This window comes from Mycobacterium sp. 1164966.3, assembly GCF_001665395.1.
GTDB lineage: Bacteria > Actinomycetota > Actinomycetes > Mycobacteriales > Mycobacteriaceae > Mycobacterium.
Genome location: NZ_LZSG01000067.1, coordinates 60,042 through 83,749, shown reverse-complemented (window position 1 = coordinate 83,749; position 23,708 = coordinate 60,042). Strand labels below are relative to the sequence as shown.

The following is a 23,708-nucleotide window of genomic DNA, read 5'->3' as shown; positions in this document are numbered from 1 at the left end:
GAGCAGACGCAAAATCCCCTCGACACGCCGTGTCTGAGGGGATTTTGCGTCTGCTCGCGCTACCAGGTGACCGGCAGGCTCTTGATGCCGTGAATGAACTGCGACAGCAGCCGCGCCGGCTCCGCCGTCGCGGCGATGTCGGGAATCTGGCGGTGCAGCTCTTCGAACATCACCCGGATCTCGCGGCGGGCCAGGTTGGCGCCCAGACAGAAATGGGCACCCCCGCCGCCATACCCGACATGCGGGTTCGGCTCGCGTGCCACGTCGAAAGTCCAGGGATCGGCGAACTTCGACTCGTCGCGGTTGGCCGAGTTGTACCACAGCGAAACCTTGTCTCCGGCGGCCATTTTGACGCCGCGCAGCTCGACATCCCGAGTCAGGGTGCGGCGCATGTAGATCACCGGCGATGCCCATCGCACGATCTCCTCGACCGCGGTCGGCGCCAGAGCGTCGAAGTTCGACCACCACTTCTCCCGCTGCTCCGGATAACGGGTCAGCGCCAGCACTCCGTGGCTGATCGCGTTGCGCGTCGTCTCGTTGCCGGCCACCACCAGCAGGATGAAGAACGACGCGATCTCCGCCGACGTCAGTCGCTCGCCGTCGACCTCAGCTTCGACCAGGCTCGTCGTCAGATCGTCGTGGTGATTGACCCGTCGGTCCTCGGCCAGCTCGCTGGCGTAGGCGCCGATGTCCATCGAGATCTTGATGAACTCCTCGGGATCGACTGTCAGGTCCGGGTCGCCGACGCCCAGAATCTCATTGGTCCAGTGGAATATCCGCTGATGGTCCTCCTCGGGGATGCCCATCATGTCGCAGATGATCTGCAGCGGTAGCGGTCCGGCGAGTTCGCTGACCAGATCGGCCTGTCCGTCAGGGTGATTGGCGATGATCGAGCTGACCAGCCGGCGGGCCCGTTCGCGCACCGACGCCTCGATGCGGGCCACCACCTTCGGGGTGAACGCCCTGCTGACGATCGAGCGCAACCGCTGATGCCGCGGATCGTCGAGGACGATCATCGAGCCGAAGTACTCGGCCACCTCTGGGTTTTGGTCGTTGATGGTGATGCCGGGGTTGGAGCTGAAAACGTCCGGATGACGGCTTGCGTAGAACACGTCGTCGAGCTTGGTCAGGGCCCAATGCCCCTCGCCGGCCGGGAATCCGGCCAGCTCGATCGCGGGCCAGAACGAGATCGGGGCCTCGCGCCGCAGCGTCGCGAAGGCGCCGTCGCGAATGTCGTCGTCGAGTTCCCAGAAGTCGAGCGAGCCGAGATCGATATCGGCAAGCGGAATCTCCGGCGGGGCCGCTCCGTTTACCCGGTTCGCGATACCGCTCGTCACATCGAACCTCCTAGCCCCAAAAGCCATCGCAGGCAAAGCGCCTCGCGGCCGCTCAGCACAGAACTCACTGCGAGCAGACGGTATGAGCCGGCGTGCCGTTGGCCGTCGCCTCCTTGATCACGTTGCCGTCGACGACGATTCGGCACGTGACGCTGCCTTGCGCCTGTGCGCTGAGCACGAACACCTGCCCCCCGAACGAGGTGAAAGTCGCCGACCACGGCAGCCGCGCATTCACGGCACGCTGCTGACCGGCGTCGGTTTGGTAGTTGATCAGCTCGGCGACGCCGGCGCTGCCGCTGACTTCGTAGCGGATTTCCGGAAAGTCGCCGGCGTGTGCCACACCGCAAGTGGCCGCGAATCCGATGCCGACAGCGAACAGGGCCGAGGCGCCACGAAGATGCTTCATGGTTTCCCATGCTGTCAAAACCCGCGACCACAAGCGAGCTTTTTCTATCAGCCGCTCGACATGCTTAAGGTGAAGCGGACATCGGGGGATCGGAAGGTGGCGGCGTATGTCGGTACGCGACAAGAAGCAAGTGGTGGTTTGGGGCACCGGTTTCGTCGGCAAGATGGTGATCGCCGAAATCGTCAAGCACCCGATGTTCGAATTGGTCGGAGTCGGCGTCAGCAACCCGGACAAGGTCGGCCGCGACATCGGTGACATCTGCGGATTGGCCGAACCGGTCGGCGTCACCGCCACCGACGACGTCGACGCCCTGATCGCGCTGAAACCCGACGCGCTGGTGCACTACGGCCCGACCGCGATGAAAGCCAAGGAGAACATTTCGCTGATCACCCGTTTCCTGCGCGCCGGAATCGACGTGTGCTCGACCGCGATGACGCCGTGGGTGTGGCCGACGATGCACCTGAATCCGCCGCAGTGGATCGAGCCCATCACCCAGGCCTGCGAGCTGGGGGAGTCGTCATGCTTCACCACCGGCATCGACCCGGGCTTCGCCAACGACCTGTTCCCGATGACCCTGATGGGCCTGTGCTCCGAAGTGCGGCGAGTGCGCGCGTCGGAGCTGCTGGACTACACCAACTACGAAGGCGACTACGAAGTCGAGATGGGCATCGGCCGCGAGCCCGAATACAGTCCGATGCTGGAAAACCGCGACGTGCTGATCTTTGCGTGGGGCGCCACCGTCCCGATGATCGCCCACGCCGCCGGAATCATGCTCGACGAAATCACCACCACCTGGGAAAAGTGGGTGACACCCACCGAACGCAGCACCGCCAAAGGCGTCATCAAGGCCGGCCATGTCGCAGCCGTGCGGTTCACCATCAACGGTGTCTACCAGGGCGAGACCCGCATACAGCTGGAACATGTCAACCGCATTGGGCTCGACGCCGCACCCGACTGGCCGACCGGTCACGACAACGACGTCTACCGCGTAGATATCGAGGGGACCCCGAGCATCTTCCAGGAGACTGCGTTCCGGTTCACTGACGGCTCCGGCCGCGACGCTGCCGCGGCGGGCTGCCTGGCCACCGGGATGCGGGCGCTGAACGCGGTCCCGGCGGTCAACGATCTTTCGCCGGGCTGGGTCACCGCACTGGACCTACCGTTGATTCCCGGCGCCGGAACAATACGCTGACCAGGGCATTGAACATGGCCGAACTAGCGATGCCGGCGCTGGGCCTGTCGATCGGTGCCACCAACCTGGCTGCGGTAACCCTCGATCACGCGGTCACCCGCCGGCCGGTGCTGACGCTGTATCGTCAGCGTCCGCCCGAGGTCGGCGTGCCGTCGGAGAACCCGAGGCTGGACGAGTCGGGCCTGGTGATCAGCGATTTCGTGGACCGCGTGGGTGACGCGGCGGGCATCGTGGCGGCCGACGGTTCGGCACACCGCAGTGAGGCCTTGGTTGCCGACGGGCTGCGGGCCCTCGCCTACGCGGCAACCGGCGGACGGCCCTTACCGGAGCGTGTCGCGGTGACCTACCCCGCACATTGGGGCGCCAGGGCGGTGGACGCGCTGGGCTCGGCGCTGAGCCGGGTGTCCGAATGGTCGAACCGCACGCAGCCGCTGACCCTGATTTCGGACGCTGCGGCGGCGCTGTTCACCGTGCGGGCCAGCCCGGGCATACCTGACGACGGCATCGTCGCGGTGTGCGATTTCGGCGGCAGCGGCACCAGCATCACGCTGGTCGACGCCAGCGCCGAGTATCAGCCCGTCGCCCCGACCGTGCGGCACCACGACTTCTCCGGCCGGCTGGTTGATCAGGCGCTGCTGACCGCGGTCCTAGACAACATGCCGAGCGCGGGTGCGTTCGTTCGGGGCGCTAGCTCCGCGGTCGGTTCGTTGAGCCGCCTGCGGACCGGCTGCCGGATCGCCAAGGAGCAGCTCTCGTCGAGCACGGTGACCACGCTGTCCGAGGAGTCGGACCTGCGCAGCGATATCCGGCTGACCCGCGGCGAACTCGACGACGCCATTCGTGGGCCGCTGGACAACTTCATAGCGGCGGTACCAGAAACGTTGTCGCGCAATGCAATTCGCAACTCGGATCTGGTCGCGGTGGTCTCGGTGGGCGGGACGGCGCAGATACCCGCGGTGACCACAACGCTTTCGACGCGCCTACATATCCCCGTAGTCACCACGCCGCGTCCACAGCTGGCGGCAGCCGTCGGGGGCGCGCTGCGGGCAACACGTGGTCTCGAGGATGCCCGCGAAACGGTAGCCGGGGCGAACTCGGACCGCTGAACCTATCGGGTTACCGATTTCTCTTCTTGTTCGGCCTCGGCAAGTTCTTCCTCGCTCTTGCCTTCCTCATGCTCGGCCTGTTCGATGACTGCCTTGTTGAATTCTTTGTCTTTTTCTATCTGTTCTTCCATGGAGAGCCCCTCATCGGACGACTCCTCCTCTTCGGATGACTTCTCATCATCAGAGGAGCGAGCGTCGTGCGAAGACTCGCCCTCGTCTGACTTTCGCACGCCTGATGGGTTCGTCTCGCCTGACTTGGCTTCGCCGGAAGACTCATCGCCTTCTGACTCGGCCTTGGCCGCAGGAGAATCGTCGTCGCCCATGGCACTCGGGTTTCCCTCGTCGTCGAGCCAGTCGTTGACCGCCGTGCCTGAAACCGCCCCGCCTGTGCCCGGCAGCACCAGCGTCGGCCGGGGTTCGTAGGCCGTCATCATCTTCTTGGCTTCTTCTTTGTCGTCTTCGTCCGGCTCTGGCTTCTCGGTCAGGTTTTCTGAGTCGCCTGATCCTTCTTGCTTGTCGGATCCTTCTTGCTGGTCGGATCCCTCTTGCTTGTCGGATGGAGCTTCTTTGTTCTTCGAAGCCTCTTGGTCAGCCCGGGATTCCTCTGACGAAGGCTCGCGCGATTCCTCAGACGAACGCTCGCGCTCGTCGGCCGAGTCCGGCACGTTTTCCTGGGTTGTCATGCGTTGCCCCCTTTTGGAGTTATGGTTGGCGACCACCCTTCGGTCAGGGTTACCCGCTGTAGCGCGGTGTCGAAACGCTGAGTATTCCCATTTGGCCAGCACAATTAACGCGAGCAAATTCGCATAGGCGCCGGCGGCCGCGTAATGCCGGACCCCGAGCTATTGAATTCAATTCAGTGCCGCGCGGATCGTTGACGCCACCGTCAAGCACGACGCCGAAAGGCTCCTGCGTCGCCGCCTCATTGCAACCGGACCCACAGTATTCAGTGGCATTGCGGGAATCGCACTGCACCCCAACTCATTTGGTGTAGCGCGAACGTCAGTCGGGCTTGGGGTAGCTGACGCCGGTGAGCTCCTCGGAGATCTCCCACAGTCGTCGGCAGTCGTCGTCGTTGCGGGCGCGTTTGGGAACGTGGGCCAGTTTCACACCGCCACCGGCGAGCTCGTAGACGCCGCGGGGTCCGTAGAACGCGCCTCCCTCGGCGTGGGGCGTCGCGGCCGCATACAACGCGGGCAGGATGCCCTCCTCGATCTCCTGCCAAAGGAAGGGCGTGAACTTCCATGACGTCTTGTACAAACGCTCCATCAGGGCGGGCTTCTCTCTGCCGTGTGAAGGTCCGCTGATCTGCAGGTTGGTCTTGGTCAAGCCGGGGTGCGCCGCGCTGGAGACGATGCCCCATCCCGCCGCACGACTGCGCTTGTCCAGCTCAATGGCGAACATCAACACCGCCAGCTTCGACTGGCCGTAAGCGGCCATCGGCGCATAGGACTTCTCGAACTGCAGGTCGTCGAAGTGGATTTTGCCGCTTTGCCGTGCCGCGAGACTGCTCAGTGAGACAACTCGTGCGCCCTCGGCCGCGCGCAATAGTGGCAGCACGTGTCCGGTCAACGCGAAGTGGCCGAGATGGTTACTGCCGAACTGCAATTCGAATCCGTCCGAGGTCTTGTCGCGGTCCGGTGGCGTCATGACGCCAGCGTTGTTGACCAGGATGTCAATCGGGCGACCCTCGGAGTTGAGTTGTTCGCCCAACGCGGCGACCGACGCCAGCGACGACAGGTCGAGCGCCTTGATGGTCAGCTTGGCGTCCGGGACCGTCGCGCGGATTTTCTCGATCGCTTCCTCACCCTTGGCGCGGTTGCGAATCGCCATGACCACGTCGGCTCCGGCCGCGGACAGCCGTCGGGCCAGCCCGAACCCCAGACCGCTGTTGGCTCCGGTGACGACTGCAAGCTTGCCGGTCAGATCGGGCACCGTGGTGACGAGATCGTTGGCCATGCGAATCACTCTCCTTTCCCGTGGGTCTGCGTCCCAGTCTGCTCTTTCCGGCGCCGTGTGCGAATCGGAGCGGCATTCTGATCGACATGGGCTTCCCCGGTTGGGCGGCGGCGCTGGTCTTCGGGACCATACCCGCGTTCGCGTTTCCGGCGCCGTCCTGCTGGTGGTTGGCGTGGATCGGTTTGGTGCCGCTGCTGTTGGTGGTCCGTGCTGCGCCGTCGCCGTGGGCGGGCGCGGTGCGGGCCTGGCTGGGTATGAGCGCATTCGTGCTCACCACGCAATACTGGCTGGCGAGCAGCATCGGGCCGGCGCTCGGGCCGTTGGCCTTCGGGCTCGGCGCGCTGTGGCTGCCATGGGGTTGGATCGCCCGCCGGTTGCTGTCGCCGCTCGTCATCGGTCGCACGGTTGCCGCCTTGGTGGTAATGCCCAGCGCGTGGGTTGCGGCCGAAGCGGTGCGATCTTTTCCGTGGATCGGAGGCCCATGGGCACCGTTAGGAGCATCGCAGTGGAACCAGCCCGTGACGCTGGCGTCGGCTTCCGTGGGTGGGGTGTGGCTGACGAGTTTTCTTCTGGTCGCGGCCAATACCGCGATCGTCGGCGTGATCCTGCACCGGCAGTTGGCAGCTCGGCTCGTCATGTTGGCGTGTGCCGCGGCGTGTACGGCGCTCGGCCCGGCGTGGTACCTGCTGGGGCCGGTGCCGTCCGGAGCTGCGACCGTGCGTGTGGCGTTGGTGCAAACCGGCGACATCGCCGACGCCGTAGCGCGTGAGGCGGCCAGCGAAGCGCTCACCGCTACGTTGGCCGGCCAGCGGCCGGACTTGGTGGTCTGGGGTGAAAGCAGTGTCGGACAAGACCTCACCAGCCATCCGGAGGTGCTGGACCGCCTCACGGAGTTGTCGCGGCGGGTGGGGGCGGAGTTGTTGGTCAACGTGGATGCGCCGGCGCCCAGCGGTGGCATCTACAAGTCGGCGGTGCTGATCGGCGAACACGGATTGTTGGGCAGCTACCGCAAGACCCGGTTGGTGCCGTTCGGCGAATATGTGCCCCTGCGAACGCTTTTCGGCTGGATCACCCGCCACACCAAGGCGGCCGCCGCCGACCGGCAACGAGGTTCCGGGCCGGTGGTGCTCGATGCCGGCCGACTGGCCATCGGCCCGTTGATCAGTTACGAGATGACCTTTCCCGATCTGAGCCGGCGTGAGGCACAGCTCGGTGCCGGGCTATTGGTGTACCAGAGTTCGACCTCGTCGTTCCAGGGAAGTTGGGCACAGCCGCAGCTGGCCGGCCAGCCCGCAGTGCGTGCCGTCGAAGTGGGCCGCCCCGCCGTTCACGTCGGGCTGTCCGGGGACAGCTCGGTCTTCGACACCCGGGGCCGTCGGCTCGCCTGGTGTCCGTCGGACTTCCGCGGCGTCACCGTCGTCAATGTCCCGCTGGGGTCGAATGCCACGCTGTACCAACGGCTCGACGACTGGGTATTGGTGACGGCGTTCGTCGTTCTGGGCGCCACCGTTTGCTTTGCGGTACTCAGTCGGCGCCGCAGGCTGGTACGTGACACACTGCCTGGATGAGCAGCAGACGGCTCGCCAAGTTTTCGGTAGCTGCCGCCATCGTGATCTTGGTGGTGTCGGTCGCGGGGTTCATCACCACGTTGATCCTCAACGCGTTCTTTCTGGACAAGTACGACGCCTACGGCGAAGTGCCGATCCCGGGCTCGGGCAGTGTGCACCTGCCCGCCGGTGAGGTGACCGCCAGCCTGCACACGGTGGTGATCGGCGGAACCAACGGCGGTGGTCTGCCGGTGCCGCCGCTAGGTGTGACGATCATCCCGCCGGAAGGTGTTGCGCAGCCCGTCGTCACCGAAAGCATCGGTAGCACAACGACTGTCAACAACGATGCGCACGTCCGGGTTTGGCTGGTGCACGTTCCGGCCGAGGGCACCTACAACGTCACGACCGACGGCCAGGTCAACGGCTACATCAGTCCGCGGCTGTCCTTCGGCCATCAGAGCTCGTATGGCTATCTGGTGTGGGTATTCGTCGGACTGTTCGTGGTGGGCCTGGCCGATCTGGCCCTTTCGGTGATGTGGCTGGGGCGCAGCAGGCGCACCGTGAGGTCGGCGGTGATGGCCACGCAGATCTGACCGCGAGGGTGCGTGTTTGTACCGCGATACGGCGGAATGGCCGGCATTTTGCGCACGCTCGACGAGGCGGTGACTAGTGTCCGCGGGCGACCCACTCCTCGTAATGAATGATCTCGTCGCCGATGGTTGTGTCGTCGCCGTGGCCGGTGTGCACGATCGTCTCGCCGGGCAACTGTCCGAGCCGTTCGGAAATCGACTGCAGAATCGTCGGGAAGTCGGAGTACGAACGGCCCGTCGCGCCCGGGCCGCCGGAGAACAGCGTGTCGCCGCTGAAGACCACACCCAGGTCGAAGGCATACCAGCACATCGATCCGGGCGAGTGGCCCGGAGTGTGCAGCGCCTGCAATTGCATGCCCGCGACGGTCAGTGTGTGCCCGTCGGAAATAGTTTGAAAGTCCTTGTCGGGGTGCGTCATTCGCCACAGCACATCGTCGCCGGGGTGTAGCAGCACCGGTGCATCGAGTGTCTTGCCCAGCTCGGGAGCCACCGTGACGTGATCGTTGTGGCCATGTGTGCACACCACCGCGACCACGTGGCGGCCGTTGACGGCCTCGATGATCGGTTCCGCGGTGTGGGCGGCGTCGAAGACCACGACATTGGAGTTGTCGCCGACCAGCCAGATGTTGTTGTCGACTTCCCAACTGCCACCGTCGAGTTCGAATGTGCCGTGCGTGACGACCTTTTCGATTGCAACCATTACAGAATCACCACCGAACGCAGCACCTTGCCGTCGTGCATTTTGTGGAATGCCTCCTCGATGTCACCGAGCCCGATTCGTTCGGAGACGAACTTGTCCAGCGGTAGCCGGCCCTGCAGGTAGAGGTCGATCAGGGTGGGGAAGTCGCGTTCGGGTAGGCAATCGCCGTACCACGACGACTTCAGCGACCCGCCGTGGGAGAAGAAGTCCACCAGCGGCATGTCCAGACGCATATCGGGCGTAGGCACCCCGACCAGCACCACGGTTCCGGCGAGATCGCGCGCGTAGAAGGCCTGCTTCCAGGTCTCGGGTCGTCCGACGGCGTCGATCACCACGTCGGCGCCGAAGCCGTCGGTGAGGTCCTGGATGGTTTTGACGGCGTCTAACTCGCGGGCGTTGATGGTGTGGGTGGCGCCGAACTTGCGGGCCCAGTCCAGTTTCGTGTTGTCGGTGTCGACGGCGATGATGCGTTTGGCTCCGACCAGCTCGGCACCGGCGATCGCGGCATCGCCCACCCCGCCGCAGCCGATGACCGCCACCGTGTCGTCGCGGGTGACACCGCCGGTGTTGATCGCCGCACCGATGCCGGCCATCATTCCGCAGCCCAAGAGACCGGCGACGGCGGGATCGGCCTGGGGGTCGACTTTGGTGCACTGGCCGGAATGCACCAGGGTCTTGTCGGCGAATGCCCCGATGCCCAGCGCCGGGGTCAGTTCGGTGCCGTCGGTCAGCGTCATCTTCTGTTCGGCGTTGAAGGTGTTGAAGCAGAGGCGAGGCCGGCCCCGTTTGCAGGCCCGGCACTGGCCGCAGACCGCGCGCCAGTTCAGGATCACGAAGTCTCCGGGTTCGACGGCGGTCACGCCGGGGCCGACGGCTTCGACGGTCCCGGCGGCTTCGTGCCCGAGGAGGAACGGGTATTCGTCGTTGATGCCGCCGTCGCGGTAGGTGAGATCGGTGTGGCAGACCCCGCAGGCGATGACGTCGACCACGGCTTCGCCGGGCCCGGGATCAGGGATGACAATGTCGACCAACTCGACCGGTTCGCCCTTGTTGCGGGAAATGACGCCTCGCACTGTCTGACTCATGGGCACCAAACTAGTCGCCACCATCCGCAATAGTCATCGAGTCTGCCGTGGTGGCGCCGATCCTGCGCTGAGGCACTCGATTAGGCGAAGTCGGGCGCCCTGACGGCAGGCTCGACGCGCCATTAGGCGGGTGTAGCGTCCCAGAGCATGACCGAGACGGCGGAGCAGTTCACCGAGCGGATGACCGCGGCTCTGGACAGCGCCAGTCTGGCGATTCTGCTCAGCATCGGGCACCAGACCGGTCTGCTGGACACCATGGCCGGGCTGCCGCCGTCCACCAGTGCCGAAATCGCTACGGCCGCAGGCCTCAACGAGCGTTACGTCCGGGAGTGGCTGGGCGGCATGACCACCGGCCACGTCGTCGACTACGACGCGCAGACCGCGACGTATGCATTGCCCGCCCACCGCGCCGGCGTGCTGACCCGGGCGGCCGGGCCCAACAACCTTGCCGTCGTGGCCTCGTTCATCCCGTTGCTCAGCGAAGTCGAGCAGAAGATCATCGGCTGCGTGCGGGCCGGCGGCGGCCTGCCCTACAGCGAATTCCCCCGCTTTCACGCGCTGATGGCCGAGATGAGCGGCGTGGTCTTCGATGCCGCGCTGATCGATGTGGTGCTGCCGTTGGTCGACGGCCTGGTTCAGCGCCTGCGAGCCGGAGCCGACGTGGCCGACTTCGGATGCGGCAGCGGGCATGCGATCAACCTGATGGCCCGGGCGTTCCCGGCCAGCCGATTCACCGGCGTCGACTTTTCCGAAGAGGCGATCGCGACCGGGCGCTCGGAAGCGGCCGAGCTGGGTCTGACGAACGCGAGCTTCGAGAGCCACAATCTGGCCGACTTGGACAAGGTCGCCGAATATGACGTGATCACGGTGTTCGACGCCATCCACGATCAGGCCCAGCCGGCCCGCGTGCTGGAAAACATCCATCGCGCCCTGCGGCCGGGCGGTGTCCTCTTGATGGCCGACGTCAAGGCGTCTAGCCGGCTCGAGGAAAACGTCGGCGTCCCGATGAGCACCTACCTCTACGCCACCTCGATGATGCACTGCATGACGGTGTCGCTGGCCATGGACGGCGCCGGGCTGGGCGCAGTATGGGGACGGCAGTTGGCGGTTTCGATGCTTGCTGACGCCGGGTTCGACGACGTGGAAGTGGCAGAGGTCGAGTCGGATCCGATCAACCTCTACTACATCGCCCGGAAATAGCAGGGAAGTTGATGGCCGCGCTCGAGATCCTGGAAAATTGGCCGGTTTCGACGGCTGCCGCGGCGGTCATAGCACCCACCGGTGTGCTGGCCACCCACGGCGACACCAACCGGGTTTTCGCGTTGGCGTCGGTCACCAAACCGCTGGTCGCCCGTGCGGTGCAGGTAGCCGTCGAGGAGGGCGTCGTCGACCTGGACACTCCGGCGGGCCCGCCGGGTTCCACCGTCCGGCATTTGCTGGCGCACGCCTCGGGCCTGGCGATGACTTCCGACAAGGTGCTGGCAAGGCCCGGTACCCGACGGGTGTATTCGAACACCGGCTTCACGGTGCTGGCCGAGACGGTGCAGCAAGAGTCGGGGATCGAGTTCGACCGTTACCTGGCCGAGGCGGTGTGCGAGCCGCTCGCGATGAAGGCCACCCGGTTGGACGGTGGCGCTGCGGCCGCCGGGTTCGGGGCAGCCTCGACGGTTGCTGACCTTGCGGCGTTTGCCGGGGAGCTGCTGCGGCCGTCGACGGTCTCCGCTTCGATGCACGCCGAGGCCACCAGCGTGCAGTTTCCCGGGCTGGACGGTGTCTTGCCCGGCTACGGCGCGCAGCGGCCCAACGACTGGGGGCTGGGCTTCGAGATCAGGGATGACAAGTTGCCGCACTGGACCGGCTCGCGCAACTCGGCGCGCACGTACGGCCATTTCGGCCAGGCGGGCGGCTTCGTCTGGGCAGATCCCGAGGCGGATGTGGCGTTGGTGGTGCTGACCGACCGCGATTTCGGCGAATGGGCGCTGGACCTCTGGCCAGCACTTTCAGATGCGGTCCTATCGCAATACATCTGATAGAAACTGGACACTAGCGCAACACGGGTATCACGAGGCACAATAGACACGCAAGACACAAATACATCTTGAGCATCCTGCTTATCGGGTTCACCAGGTCGTTGGGGAAGACGTCCCTCGTGGAACCGAAGGAGCAGCAGATGCGTGCATCGAATCAATTCGCCGATGTGACGACTGGCGTGGTGTACGTGCACGCCTCGCCCGCGGCGGTCTGCCCACATGTCGAGTGGGCGTTGTCGTCGACTCTGCAGTCCAAGGCGAACCTGGTGTGGACGCCGCAGCCGGCCATGCCGGGACAGCTGCGCGCGGTCACCAACTGGGTGGGGCCGGTGGGCACCGGCGCCCGGTTGGCCGACGCGCTGCGCTCCTGGTCGGTATTGCGGTTCGAGGTCACCGAGGACCCGAGTCCGGGGGTCGACGGCCAGCGATTCAGCCACACTCCGCAGCTCGGCTTGTGGAGCGGGTCGATGAGCGCCAACGGCGACATCATGGTCGGGGAGATGCGGCTGCGGGCGCTGATGGCGCAGGGTGCCGACACACTTGCCGCCGAGCTCGACTCCGTGTTGGGAACGGCGTGGGACGAGGCGCTCGAGGTCTACCGCGACGGCGGCGACGCCGGTGAGGTGACGTGGCTCAGTCGGGGAGTCGGCTGACGCGGTCGGTCCCAGCCACATGCGTCACTTCAGCACCGCCGCGGCAGGCTCTTCCACTTCTGAAATGCGATGTCGCCGGTGATATCACCATCTCAAAGGAGATACCCCTCTAGCCGCTGGCGGCGTGCGGACGCAGAATGTGCAACGCGGCCGGCACCGCCGAGATCTCCGCGGGTAGCGGGCAGACAAAGTCACCGTCGGCATACACGTTGATCCCGGGGCACTCGACTTCCACGGTCTTGGCACGCGTGGTGGTCACCTCGTCCAACTCGATGTGGGTGCCTTTGAGAGCGGTGGGAAAGAAGCGGACCAATTTCGTTCGCGATGCCGACGCCACCATGGTGATGTCGAGCAGGCCGTCGGAGGGGTCGGCGTTGGGGCAGATCTGCATCCCCCCGCCGTAGCTGCGGGTGTTGCCGAAGGCGGTCAGCGTGAGATCGGCCTCGATCTCCTGTGCTCCGTCGAGCACCAACCGGAAGGGCAACAGCCGCAGCTGCGACAGTTCGGCGAACATCGCAACGTAATAGCGCAAACGCCCGTGTGGCCACGTCATCCGGTTGGCCCGGTCGGTGACCAGGGAATCGAATCCCGTTGCCGCCACGGTCCCGAACCACTTCTGGCCGCCGTTGTCGTCGGACCGAACCCGGCCCAGGTCAATGGTTTTCGTCCAGCCGTCGACGACGACGTCTGCGGCGGCTTCGGGATCCTTTGTGGGAATCTCGAATTCACGGGCGTGGTCGTTGCCGGTGCCCGCCGGGATGATTCCCAGCGGAACGTCGGTGCCGGCCAGCACCTGCAGCGCGTTGGAGATGACGCCGTCACCGCCGGTGACGACCACTGCGTCGGTTCCCTTCTCGACGGCCGCGGCGACGAGATACCGTGCGTCTGCGGCATTTTCGCCGACGATCTCGATGACTTCCACACCACGGTGCTGAAGCCGGGCGATCGCGCGCTGCGAGGCCGCCACCGCGGCGCCGTGCCCCGACAGTGGATTGGTCAGCGCCGTGACCTTGCTGATCTCTCGCCGGTTCACGGAATCAGCTTGCCGGGGTTGAGGATTCCGGCCGGATCCAATGTCGCCTTGACGGCAGCCAGCAGCTGCACGCCCAGATCGCCCACCTCGTCACGCATCCAGGCGCGGTGATCGGCGCCGACGGCATGGTGGTGGGTGATGGTGCCGCCGGTGGCCATAATCGCGTCGGAGGCGGCCTTCTTGGCGGCCATCCACTGCTCGACCGGATTGCCGCGTTGTCCGGCAAGCACAGTGAAGTACAGCGACGCGCCGGTGGGGTAGACGTGCGAGATGTGGCACATCACCAGCGCCGGCGTTCCCGACTCGGCCAGCGACGACGTAAGAGCCTCCGTGACAGCGGCTTTCAGCGCCGGCAAGTTGGACCAATCGGTAGCGGTTTCCAGCGTCTCGCAGAGTGCGCCCGCCGACAGCAGCGAGTCGCGCAGGTAGGGCGCGGCGAACCGCCCACGTTCCCAGGCCTGCGCCGGGCCTTCGCCCAGCGATTTGCCGCCCAGGGATTCCAGCAGCGCGCGCGTCTCGGCGTGCCGGCTTTCGGTATGGTCCTTGGTCCCCTCGAACAATGTCAATCCCAAACAGCCGCCGGTAATCTGGTTTTCGCCGATCGACTCGGTGGTCGCGAGATTGACTCCGGTCTCAGCTTCGTCGGAGAGCCGCACAACGGTGGGTCCGGTACCGATCTGGGTGACTGCGCGCAGAGCCGCGGCGCCCGTCGCGAAGTCCGGAAACGACCACGCCTCATAGCGGGTGGTCTCCGGCACCCGGTGCACCCGCAACCGCACCTTGGTGATGACGCCGAAGACCCCTTCCGAGCCGATCGCCAGCTGGCGCAGGTCGGGGCCCGCCGCCGACGCCGCTACCCGGCCCACATCCAGCACCCCAACGGGAGTGATCATGCGGAGCCCGATGATCATGTCGTTGAAGCGGCCGTAACCCGCGGAATCCTGACCCGATGATCGGGTCGCCGCGAAGCCGCCGATGGTGGCGTATTCGAAGCTCTGCGGGAAGTGCCCGAGCGAGAACCCCCGTTCGCCCAGGAGGCGTTCGGCGTCCGGACCGGTGACGCCGGCGCCCAATTCGGCGATGCCGGACACCTCGTCGAGCGAATGCAGCTCGTTGAAGCGGCGCAAGTCCAACGAGATCACCGCGCTGAACTGACCTCGAGCAGGATCGAGCCCGCCGGTCACGCTGGTGCCGCCGCCGAATGGGACCACGGCGATGCCGTGGTCGGAGCAATACCGCAGGATCGCGGCGACGGTGTCTTCGGCGTCGGGTAGCAGCACCCCGTCGGGCGCGTCCTGGATGCCGCGGTCCTTTCGGCGCAGCATGTCGGGCGTGGACTTGCCGCCGGCGCGCAGTAGCCGGTCGCGGTCCGCGGTGCGCAGGTACTCTTCGCCGACGATCTTGGCCAGTGCCTCTCGATCGGCTTGCGACAGGGCCGACGGACGCAGCTGCACCTGGTCGGGTTTCAGCTCGGCCTCACCCGAATCCTCAAGGCCCACAACCTGCTTCAGCAGAGCTTTGATGCCGTCGGAGAGTGGCTTGGCGGCGGCGGGATCTCCCCACGCGTTCCATTTCATCGGCGGAAGGAGTTCCTCGAGATGCGTCATGCGTTACAGTATTACACATGTTGTCAATCAGTAATGCGGGCGAGGACATCGGAGACCGCATTCTTGCGGCAGCGGCGAGTTGTGTTCTCGACTTCGGCGTGGACCGGGTGACGCTCGCCGAGATCGCCCGGCGCGCGGGCGTGAGCCGCCCGACGGTATACCGCCGTTGGCCGGACACGCCGTCGATCATGTCGGCCCTGCTTACCGGCCATCTCCTCGAGGTGGTGCGCGAAGTGCCGCTCGACGGCGACGACCGGGACGCGCTGGTCAAACAGACCGTCGCGGTAGCCGACCGGTTGCGCGACGACGAGCTGATCAAGAAGGTGATGCACTCGCAGCTGGCCAGGGTGTACATCACCGAGCGCCTCGGAACCAGTCAGCAGTTCCTCATCGAGGGGCTGGCGGCCCGGCTGAAGGTCGCCCAAGACAACGGCAGCGTCCGGACCGGCGACCCCATGCAACTGGCGACCATGGTGTTGCTGATTACCCAGTCGACCATTCAATCCGCGGACATCGTCCAGCCCGTCCTAGACGCTGAAGCCCTGGCCAGCGAACTCACCTACGCACTGAACGGATACCTGTCGTAATGACCGACTCGACTGCTCTGAACGCTGCCCGCCGCAGCGCGGAACTCGCCGCTCTTGCCGACGGAGAGCCGCTGGACGTCGTCGTGATCGGCGGCGGCATCACCGGCGCCGGAATCGCGTTGGACGCCGCGTCGCGAGGCCTTCGGGTGGCGCTGGTGGAAAAGCACGATCTGGCATTCGGCACCAGCCGCTGGAGTTCCAAGCTGGTCCATGGCGGGCTGCGCTATTTGGCCAGCGGGAACATCGGAATTGCCCGGCGCAGCGCCATCGAACGCGGGATCCTGATGACCCGCAACGCGCCTCACCTGGTACGGGCGATGCCGCAGCTGGTTCCGTTGCTGCCGTCGATGAATCAAGCCAAGCGTGCGCTGGTGCGCACCGGTTTTCTGGCCGGCGATGTATTGCGCAAGTTGGCCGGCACGCCGTCCGCGACGCTGCCACGTTCGCGATCGATCCCGGCGCGGCGCGTCGTGGAGATGGCGCCCACCGTCCGGCGCGACGGGCTTGCCGGCGGATTGCTCGCCTACGACGGGCAGTTGATCGACGACGCCCGCTTGGTCACCGCGGTGGCACGCACCGCAGCACAGCACGGCGCACGCATCCTCACCTATGTGGCAGCGTCGGAGGCAACCGGTACCTCGGTGCGGCTGACCGACCAGCGCACCAATCAGTCTTTCTATGTGTCGGCCGGTGCCGTCATCAACGCGGCGGGTGTGTGGGCAGGCGACATCGATTCGACGTTGAAGTTGCGCCCCAGCCGCGGAACGCATCTGGTGTTCGACGCTGAATCTTTCGGGAATCCGACTGCGGCGCTGACGATTCCGATACCGGGAGAGTTGAACCGCTTCGTGTTCGCCATGCCCGAGCAGTTGGGCCGGGTGTATCTCGGGCTGACCGACGAGGACGCGCCGGGGCCGATTCCCGATGTGCCACAGCCATCTTCGGCGGAGATCACATTTCTGCTGGACACGGTGAACACCGCATTGGGGACTGCGTTGGCGACGAGCGACGTCATCGGTGCCTACGCCGGTCTGCGGCCGCTGATCGACGCCGGCGAAGGTCGCACTGCCGACGTTTCTCGCGATCACGCCGTGGTCGAGTCGCCTTCGGGGGTGATCAGCGTGATCGGCGGCAAGCTGACCGAATACCGTTACATGGCAGAGGATGTCCTCGACCATGCCATCCGCCTGCGGCACTTACATGCCGCGGAGTGCCGGACCCGCAACCTCCCGCTGATCGGAGCGCCCGCCAACCCCGGGCCTGCGGCCGGCCCGGGACGCGGTTTGCCGGCTTCCCTCGTAGACCGGTACGGGGCCGAGGCGCCCAACGTCATCGTCACCGCTAGTTGCGAGCGGCCGACCGACCCCGTCGCGGAGGGCATCGACGTCATTCGCGCGGAGTTCGAATACGCGGTGACGCATGAGGGTGCACTGGATGTCGACGACATCCTCGACCGGCGCACGCGCATCGGTTTGGTGCCACGCGACCGCGAACGGGTGGTCGCGGTGGCGGAGGAGTTTCTGAGTTCAGTGTCGTGAGCAGACCGTGCAGTCCGTCGACAGCGCAGCCCGTCCCGTCACCCAGTAGAAGCGCTGCCGGGTAGGCGTCCGTCGCCCATGCGTTCCGATGGCACCTGGTCCGGTTCGTCACCGGCTGTTACGTCATGCACGTCGTGTTCTTTGTCTTCCTCCATGGTGGCGGCCTCACCGCGAGCCAGCATTACCGTGGCCACGATCACCAGCACCGTTAGCGCTATCAGCATGGCCCACTCCGGGTGGCCTTTTAGTTGCAGCGTCTCCTTGAGCACGGCGACGCCCAGTATCACGGCCACCACAGGCCGTGTGACGATCATCGTCGGGAGGGAGGCGGTCAGAGAGCCAGCGCGGAACGCTGACTGCTGGAAGATAATCGCGGACACCGCGGCCAGGATCCAGACGTAGAACTCCCACTTGTCGAGCAACTGGTGGTCGCCGTGATGCAGCACGTGGACGATGGTCTTGGTCAGGACGGCGAACAATGCTATCGACGACCCGTTCACCGCGGCCAGCAGCACCGCCGAGGCCGGACGGCCTTTCAAAACCCGGGCCCCCAGCACGCACAGCACCAACGCCGGGCCCATCACCATGGCCACGATGAGCCAGTCGCTCACCGCGCCCCGGGGCTCGCCCGCCGTCGGATCCCCGACCATGATGAGCAGCGCCAACGCCGCGGCAAGCACTACCGCCCACACCCACTCCGAGCGGGTGATGCGATGACCGCTCACCCGCGCATAGATGGGCATGGCGAATAGCAACACCGTCACCTGCAGGCAGGTGACCAGCATGACCGAGCCATCGTATAGGGCTATAGCAATGAATACGTTGCTGGCGACGTCCCCGATACCACCCAGCCACCAGCGGCGGTTGCGCACCAGCATGCTGAACAGCGTCAGGTGGCCAACGTCTCCCTCGGTGACCGAATGAGCGGACCGATGACGGATCACAATTCCGATCGCGGCCGACAGCGCGCCGAGCAGGGCCAGGATTGCGGGGATGATCTCCGCCTTCAACATGGTTGCCCTCCTTGCCGCACCGGCTCAAAAGCCTTGTCCAACATCCAGTCTCGTGGACCCAGCCGATCCAAGTTCACAGTTACGTCCCGGGTCACGACAGCGCGGCCATCACCGCCTTGTCGACCTCCAGATCGGCGACCGTGGCGTTCGCACGGCGAAATCCTTCCTCGGCGAAGCCCGGGGGCTGGAGCCCAGGCCATACCATGCACAGGCCGACAAAATCCCACGCGTCGAAGACGAAGAATCGGTAGGCCTGCCACGCCTCGTCAAACGTCGGCGGGTCGGTCAAGCCGTATTCCTGCAAGGTCGACAGGTAAAGCCTGATCAGGTCTTCCTGATGCTGCCTGCGCAACTCGATCGGCAGCGAATGCGTGAAGAAGTAGCTGATCTCACGGATGCCGGGTCCACGCTGGATCAGCTGCCAGTCGAGAAGCCCGCTTCGCCCGTCCGGAAGACCGTAGGTGTTGCCGGCATGCCCGTCGCCGTGCAGCACTGTCTGCGGACCGACCTTCCACTTAGCGTGCAGCGCATGATCGTTGCGGTTGACGAATTCGGCCATGCGTCGCACCGACGGTGGCAGTTCGTATTCGGCGGAAGCGAGTAGTTTCTTGCGCATGCGGCGGAACTGCCAAAGCATGACGGCAAATCCAGGCCGCTGCCTCTCCGACGCGATCCAGGAGAGGTCGTTATTCAGACGCGGGCTGTCCCAGAACGCCGCGTGCAGGTGGCCCAGGGCGCGCACGACGCCCTCCGCGTAGGGCAGGTCGAGGTCGTGAGGGCTCTCGAGAAAGGTTGCGCCAGCCCCGGCGAGGTCCTCCAACAGGAGCAGGTAACGGCCACCATGGCCCGCGTGGCACGCGTACACCTGCGGCGCGACGTCGTCCCCGAGTCCTGGCCGGATCGCCTGGTAGAACCCGACTTCGTTCATCGCCATATCGAGGGCGGCCACCATCGCACGGTTTTTCGCTGACAACGGCGTCGCCTTGACGAACACGCCCGTGGGCAGCCCGGCGTCCTGGCCGGCGGCGTTCCACTCGATGGCCAGACGTCGCCGGTCGGTCAGCCCTGACGTGCCCTCCATGGTCTCGACGCGAAGCGCGACCGCGCCTGGCACCCGCTGACCGAATACCGCCGTTATCCACGTCGCATCGACGTCCACCGCCGACCGAGGCTTCGGCGCCGGAACCCACGGCGACAGCGCGAGCGCGGATTCCGCGATCGCCCGGCCTGACGTGATCAGATTCACTATTTCTCTACTCTGCTGCGTCGCCCCCTTGGCCGCAACGTGATATCGATGAGAATCCAGCGGGCCGCCTTGGAGGATTCTTCGGAGCGACCCCCCACGTCCGGGGCCACCGGGCACGGGCCATAGCGCGCGACAACGACGTGCACCCACTCAGGCCAAGGCCGGGTTTCGGGAGCTTTTGCGGCTGCCCGGCACGAGTGGCCGGACACGGAGTATGTTTAGACGGAACCGTATCGTATCGAGAGGATGAGGTCACCGCGATGGCCGATGGGAGCGCCGGAAATGATCGCGTAGCGCGCGCACGAAGTCCGCGACGGCTGGACCGGTCCCTGGACGGAACCATCCTCGACGCGGCGTTGGTCGGTGTTGCCGAACTGGGGTACGACCGGCTGAGCATGGACGACATCGCGTCGCGCGCGGGTGTCGGCAAGGCCGCAATCTATCGTCGCTGGCCGTCGAAGGCGGTGGTGGTGGCCGACGCGATCGCCCACTGGCGCCGGCAGCTCGGACCCGTCGAGCTGCCCAACACCGGCAGCCTGCGCGGTGACATCGAGGCACTGGTCGCCGCAGTCCCGGACATCGATGACACTGCTTACGGCACGATGCAGGTGGTTGTCGGAGTGGCGACGGCCGCAATGCACAATCCCGTCCTGGCCGCTGCCCTGGATGATCTCGTGCTGTCCAGGCCACGCAACATCGTGCGAGGTGTGCTCGACCAAGCGGTGGCGCGCGGGGAAATCCCGTCCGGTCGCGATCTGAGCCTGATGCCGGACGTCGCCTTGGGCCTCAACGTGCTGCGGCTGCTGACCGGTCGACCTGTCGATCGGGTCTATGTCCGCCGCGTACTCGAAGACGTGTTGTTGCCGCTAGCCGGCGGATCGGCCCCGTAGCAGTTTGCGTGTTCCCTGCCGGAGTGCCAGCATGGGCTGAAACGGAACTGATTCGTTCCGTACAGATGGGGAGATGACGATGAATGCCAACCACGTCCCCGTGCTCATCGTCGGCGCCGGCGCCGGTGGCCTGACCATGTCGGCGCTGCTTGCCAGACATGGCATCCACTCGCTCTTGGTGGAGAAGCGCGGCGAGGTGTTCATCTATCCGAAGGCACGCAACCTGAGCTTCCGCAGTTTGGAGATCCTGCGCGGTCTGGGCCTCGCCGACGAGGTCCACGCGATCGCGGACGGAGTTTCGGACATGGTGAGCAAGCCCACGCTGGCCGCCACCGAGCAGAAGCAGGCGTTCGACGCCAACGCCATTTTCTCGCCGTTCGATGGACTGAGTCCTGAGCCCGCCGGACAGTATTGCCCACAGAGCGCGTTGGAACCGATCCTGCTCGGCCACGTCCGACGGTCCGGCAACGAGGCGCGCTATCACACCGAGTTGTGCTCCTTCGAACAAGACGACACCGGCGTGAATGCCGTGTTGCGCGACCGGGATTCGGGTGGTTCGGAAACCGTGCGCGCCGACTATCTGGTGGCCGCCGATGGCGTGCACAGTCCGATCCGGGATGCACTCGGCGTGACGACCTCCGGCTACGGAGCCCTGCCGATCTATGTCGTCTTCATTTATTTCCGGGCGCCGTGGCGAAAGTTCGTCCCCCAGCTCGGCGATGGCGATGCCGTGCAAGTTGACAACGCGGATGTGAACGGGATATTTCTGCCGGTGCGCGACGACCTGGGCATGTTCATCACCACCTACTTTCCCGACAACGGTGAGACCGCCGCTCAGTTCACGCCGCAGCATTGCCGCGAGCTGCTCGTCAAAGCCGTTGGTGAGCCGATCGAGGTGGAAATCATCGATGTGGCGCCATGGCAGCCGTACGAGCGGGTGGCCGACCAATTCCGAAGCGGCCGAGTCTTTCTCGTCGGCGACTCAGCGCACACCATGCCGCCGTTCAAGGGTGGCGGCGCCAACACGGCCATCCAGAGCGCGCACAACCTGGCCTGGAAGCTGGCCACGGTATTGCAAGGAAACGCCGAGCCTCCGCTGCTCGCTACCTATCACGCCGAGCGACACCCGGTTGGGCGCTTCAATGCGCGTCAGTCCCTGATCGGGCCGGCGTTGGCATTTCTGCGGCTCAAAGACCAGGGGCCGGGGCTGCCTGCGGACGAGGAAGCGCCGATGTTCGCGCTGCTGATCGGCTACCGATACCGGTCGGCCGCAATTGTCGACGGTGAGGCGGACGCCGGAGCGCTGGTGGACAAGTTGCGCGGACAGCCCGGCACCCGGGTGCCGCATGTGTGGGTGCAGCATCGCGGCGAGCGGGTGTCGACGATAGACCTGCTCGGTACCGGGTTCACCGTCTTCACCGGCGACGATCGCTGGCGCGCGGCTGCATCCTCGGTGTCGTCCGCCCTCGGCGTTCCGATCACAACGCATTGCATCCAGAGCGACGAATGGGCCCATGTCACCGGACTCGCGCCCGAAGGTGCGCTGTTGGTGCGCCCCGACAATTTCGTCGGCTGGCGGGCCGAGCTATTGCCCTCGGATCCAGAAAGCCAGCTACGCCAAGCGCTTTCGACGATCCTGTGCCGCGGGTGAGCAGACTCAAAATCCCCCGCACGCACCGCGTGTCGGGGGATTTTGCGTTCCCCAGCTGGCGCGCGTGGGCCCAGCTCGCGCTATTAAAGCGGGATGTTCTTGTGGCGACCGCGGCGAGCCGGCGCCTGGGCCAGCGCTTCGGTGAGCTTGCTGCGAGTGTGCGCGGGATCGATCTTCTCGTCGACCACACCGATGTCGATGGCGCTGTCCACGCCGCCGGCGATCCGCTCGTGCTCGGCAGCCAGCTGGTCGTGCAGCGCTTCGCGCTCGTCGTCGGGTGCGGCAGCGAGCTTCTTCTTGTGCAGGATGCCCACCGCCGCCTTGGCGCCCATCACCGCGACTTCGGCGTCCGGCCACGCAAACACCTTGGTGGCGTTCAACGAGCGGGAGTTCATCGCAATGTAGGCCCCGCCGTAGGTCTTTCGGGTGACCAGCGTGACACGCGGAACGGTGCACTCGCCGAACGCGTGCAGCAGCTTGGCGCCGCGGCGCACCACGCCACCCCACTCCTGGTCGACACCCGGCAGGTAGCCCGGCACGTCGACGACCACGACCAACGGAATACCGAACGCGTCGCACAGCCGCACGAAACGTGCTGCCTTCTCGGCACTTTCGGAGTTCAGGCAGCCGCCCAGGCGCAGCGGGTTGTTCGCCAGAACGCCGACCGTGCGACCGGACAGCCGGCCCAGCCCGACCACCATCGACGGCGCCCAGTTGGCCTGGAACTCGTCGAAAGGCGTTTCTTCGTCCAGGATCGCGGTGACGATGGGACGCACGTCGTAGGCGCGCCGAGCCGACTCGGGCAGCAGGGCGTGGATGTCGGTGTCACCGGCTTCGGCCTTGCCGCGGTCGAAATGCCCTTGCTGGCAGAACAATCCGACCAGACGACGGCCACGCTCGTAGGCGTCGAGCTCGTCGTCGGCCACGATGTGGCAGACCCCGGACTTCTTGTGGTGAGTCTCCGGACCACCCAGCGACGCCATGTCGACGTCCTCGCCGGTGACGCTGCGCACCACGTCCGGCCCGGTGACGAAGACCCGGCTTTCCGGCGCCATGATGACGACGTCGGTCAGCGCCGGTCCGTAGGCGGCGCCGCCGGCGGCGAAGCCGACGACCACCGAGATCTGCGGGACGTAGCCCGATGCGCGGATCATGGCCTCGAAAACCTGCCCGACAGCGTGCAGCGCCCGCACGCCTTCGGCGAGGCGGGCCCCACCGGAGTGCCAGATGCCCACGATCGGGCTCTGCTCCTCAATGGCGGTGTCGTAGGCGTTGACGATGTGCGCACAGCCCTCGACACCCATGGCCCCGCCCATCACGGTCCCGTCGGTGCAGAACGCGATGGTGCGGACGCCGTTCACGGTGCCGGCCGCGGAGAGCACACCGGAGCGGTCACGCTCGTGCAGTAGTTGCACGCTGCCGTCGTCGAAGAAATTGCTCAGACGCAACAACGGATCGCGGGGGTCGAGCGACTCGCCAACCGCCTCGGGGGCCATGATTGTCATCGCAGGTCTCCTAGTTCCGGGTGGTGCTCAGGT

The 23,708-nt window shown here is 65.7% G+C and carries 21 protein-coding genes and 1 pseudogene; 11 read left to right on the top strand and 11 right to left on the bottom strand.

Features of this window, described 5'->3' with window-relative positions:
• Positions 1 to 59: 59 nt before the first annotated feature.
• Positions 60 to 1,337 (bottom strand): cytochrome P450, encoded by a 1,278-nt coding sequence (locus A9W99_RS24370; protein ID WP_253870365.1) that lies wholly within the window; start codon positions 1,335 to 1,337, stop codon positions 60 to 62.
• A 64-nt stretch (positions 1,338 to 1,401) separates the two neighbouring features.
• Positions 1,402 to 1,743, bottom strand: coding sequence for an MmpS family transport accessory protein (locus A9W99_RS24365; RefSeq protein WP_067384522.1), 342 nt, complete (start codon positions 1,741 to 1,743; stop codon positions 1,402 to 1,404).
• Between the two features lie 106 nt (positions 1,744 to 1,849).
• Between A9W99_RS24365 and A9W99_RS24360 the strand changes: the two genes are divergently transcribed.
• Both A9W99_RS24360 and A9W99_RS24355 read left to right on the top strand, forming a co-directional pair.
• On the top strand, positions 1,850 to 2,935 hold the full coding sequence (locus A9W99_RS24360; protein WP_067384520.1) for a dihydrodipicolinate reductase: 1,086 nt from the start codon (positions 1,850 to 1,852) through the stop codon (positions 2,933 to 2,935).
• A 14-nt stretch (positions 2,936 to 2,949) separates the two neighbouring features.
• Positions 2,950 to 4,026, top strand: a pseudogene (locus A9W99_RS24355) (Hsp70 family protein); the annotation flags it as partial.
• A gap of 17 nt (positions 4,027 to 4,043) precedes the next feature.
• On the opposite strand, the gene A9W99_RS24350 reads toward A9W99_RS24355, so the two are convergent.
• Both A9W99_RS24350 and A9W99_RS24345 read right to left on the bottom strand, forming a co-directional pair.
• Complete coding sequence (locus A9W99_RS24350) at positions 4,044 to 4,724, bottom strand: hypothetical protein (protein ID WP_067384515.1); 681 nt, start codon at positions 4,722 to 4,724, stop codon at positions 4,044 to 4,046.
• A 319-nt stretch (positions 4,725 to 5,043) separates the two neighbouring features.
• On the bottom strand, positions 5,044 to 6,000 hold the full coding sequence (locus tag A9W99_RS24345) for an SDR family oxidoreductase (RefSeq protein ID WP_067384512.1): 957 nt from the start codon (positions 5,998 to 6,000) through the stop codon (positions 5,044 to 5,046).
• Between the two features lie 86 nt (positions 6,001 to 6,086).
• Between A9W99_RS24345 and lnt the strand changes: the two genes are divergently transcribed.
• Entirely contained in the window at positions 6,087 to 7,568 is a 1,482-nt protein-coding gene (lnt, locus tag A9W99_RS24340) for an apolipoprotein N-acyltransferase (RefSeq protein WP_067384605.1), read from the top strand.
• Complete coding sequence (locus A9W99_RS24335; protein ID WP_253870348.1) at positions 7,565 to 8,140, top strand: SHOCT domain-containing protein; 576 nt, start codon at positions 7,565 to 7,567, stop codon at positions 8,138 to 8,140. The genes lnt and A9W99_RS24335 overlap by 4 nt, the downstream gene beginning before the upstream one ends.
• A 73-nt stretch (positions 8,141 to 8,213) precedes the next feature.
• On the opposite strand, the gene A9W99_RS24330 is transcribed toward A9W99_RS24335, so the two are convergent.
• Both A9W99_RS24330 and A9W99_RS24325 read right to left on the bottom strand, forming a co-directional pair.
• Positions 8,214 to 8,837, bottom strand: a complete 624-nt coding sequence (locus tag A9W99_RS24330; RefSeq protein WP_067384510.1) for an MBL fold metallo-hydrolase — start codon at positions 8,835 to 8,837, stop codon at positions 8,214 to 8,216.
• Positions 8,837 to 9,922, bottom strand: coding sequence for an S-(hydroxymethyl)mycothiol dehydrogenase (locus tag A9W99_RS24325; protein ID WP_067384602.1), 1,086 nt, complete (start codon positions 9,920 to 9,922; stop codon positions 8,837 to 8,839). The genes A9W99_RS24330 and A9W99_RS24325 overlap by 1 nt, the downstream gene beginning before the upstream one ends.
• Before the next feature lie 147 nt (positions 9,923 to 10,069).
• On the opposite strand from A9W99_RS24325, the gene A9W99_RS24320 reads away from it, so the two are divergent.
• From A9W99_RS24320 to A9W99_RS24310, 3 genes are all read left to right on the top strand, one after another.
• The gene (locus tag A9W99_RS24320; protein WP_067384508.1) at positions 10,070 to 11,122 is read left to right on the top strand and encodes a class I SAM-dependent methyltransferase; all 1,053 of its coding nucleotides are present in this window, start codon (positions 10,070 to 10,072) and stop codon (positions 11,120 to 11,122) included.
• An 11-nt stretch (positions 11,123 to 11,133) separates the two neighbouring features.
• A complete protein-coding gene (locus A9W99_RS24315) occupies positions 11,134 to 11,952 on the top strand; it encodes a serine hydrolase (RefSeq protein ID WP_067384506.1) in 819 nt (272 codons plus the stop codon).
• Between the two features lie 140 nt (positions 11,953 to 12,092).
• The gene (locus A9W99_RS24310) at positions 12,093 to 12,605 is read left to right on the top strand and encodes a DUF3145 domain-containing protein (RefSeq protein ID WP_067384599.1); all 513 of its coding nucleotides are present in this window, start codon (positions 12,093 to 12,095) and stop codon (positions 12,603 to 12,605) included.
• A 109-nt stretch (positions 12,606 to 12,714) separates the two neighbouring features.
• Here A9W99_RS24310 and A9W99_RS24305 read toward each other — a convergent pair whose 3' ends face one another.
• Together A9W99_RS24305 and A9W99_RS24300 are read right to left on the bottom strand one after the other, a co-directional pair.
• The gene (locus tag A9W99_RS24305) at positions 12,715 to 13,638 is read right to left on the bottom strand and encodes a diacylglycerol kinase (RefSeq protein ID WP_067384504.1); all 924 of its coding nucleotides are present in this window, start codon (positions 13,636 to 13,638) and stop codon (positions 12,715 to 12,717) included.
• On the bottom strand, positions 13,635 to 15,215 hold the full coding sequence (locus A9W99_RS24300) for an FAD-binding oxidoreductase (RefSeq protein ID WP_156623270.1): 1,581 nt from the start codon (positions 15,213 to 15,215) through the stop codon (positions 13,635 to 13,637). Before A9W99_RS24300 ends, A9W99_RS24305 begins: the two co-directional genes overlap by 4 nt.
• Positions 15,216 to 15,262: 47 nt before the next feature.
• Between A9W99_RS24300 and A9W99_RS24295 the strand changes: the two genes are divergently transcribed.
• The gene (locus A9W99_RS24295; protein WP_067384501.1) at positions 15,263 to 15,832 is read left to right on the top strand and encodes a TetR/AcrR family transcriptional regulator; all 570 of its coding nucleotides are present in this window, start codon (positions 15,263 to 15,265) and stop codon (positions 15,830 to 15,832) included.
• Positions 15,832 to 17,370 carry a glycerol-3-phosphate dehydrogenase/oxidase gene (locus A9W99_RS24290; RefSeq protein WP_067384499.1) on the top strand — a complete coding sequence of 513 codons (1,539 nt, stop codon included), beginning with the start codon at positions 15,832 to 15,834 and terminating at the stop codon, positions 17,368 to 17,370. The genes A9W99_RS24295 and A9W99_RS24290 overlap by 1 nt, the downstream gene beginning before the upstream one ends.
• 38 nt (positions 17,371 to 17,408) lie before the next feature.
• Here the strand turns inward: A9W99_RS24290 and A9W99_RS24285 are convergent, their stop codons facing one another.
• Positions 17,409 to 18,383 (bottom strand): DMT family transporter, encoded by a 975-nt coding sequence (locus A9W99_RS24285; RefSeq protein ID WP_067384496.1) that lies wholly within the window; start codon positions 18,381 to 18,383, stop codon positions 17,409 to 17,411.
• Between the two features lie 91 nt (positions 18,384 to 18,474).
• Positions 18,475 to 19,629 (bottom strand): phosphotransferase, encoded by a 1,155-nt coding sequence (locus A9W99_RS24280; RefSeq protein ID WP_067384494.1) that lies wholly within the window; start codon positions 19,627 to 19,629, stop codon positions 18,475 to 18,477.
• 260 nt (positions 19,630 to 19,889) lie between these two features.
• Between A9W99_RS24280 and A9W99_RS24275 the strand changes: the two genes are divergently transcribed.
• Both A9W99_RS24275 and A9W99_RS24270 read left to right on the top strand, forming a co-directional pair.
• The gene (locus A9W99_RS24275; RefSeq protein WP_067384493.1) at positions 19,890 to 20,519 is read left to right on the top strand and encodes a TetR/AcrR family transcriptional regulator; all 630 of its coding nucleotides are present in this window, start codon (positions 19,890 to 19,892) and stop codon (positions 20,517 to 20,519) included.
• Between the two features lie 79 nt (positions 20,520 to 20,598).
• Entirely contained in the window at positions 20,599 to 22,170 is a 1,572-nt protein-coding gene (locus A9W99_RS24270) for an FAD-dependent monooxygenase (RefSeq protein WP_067384596.1), read from the top strand.
• An 83-nt stretch (positions 22,171 to 22,253) separates the two neighbouring features.
• Here A9W99_RS24270 and A9W99_RS24265 read toward each other — a convergent pair whose 3' ends face one another.
• Positions 22,254 to 23,675 carry an acyl-CoA carboxylase subunit beta gene (locus A9W99_RS24265; protein WP_067384490.1) on the bottom strand — a complete coding sequence of 474 codons (1,422 nt, stop codon included), beginning with the start codon at positions 23,673 to 23,675 and terminating at the stop codon, positions 22,254 to 22,256.
• Positions 23,676 to 23,708 lie beyond the last annotated feature (33 nt).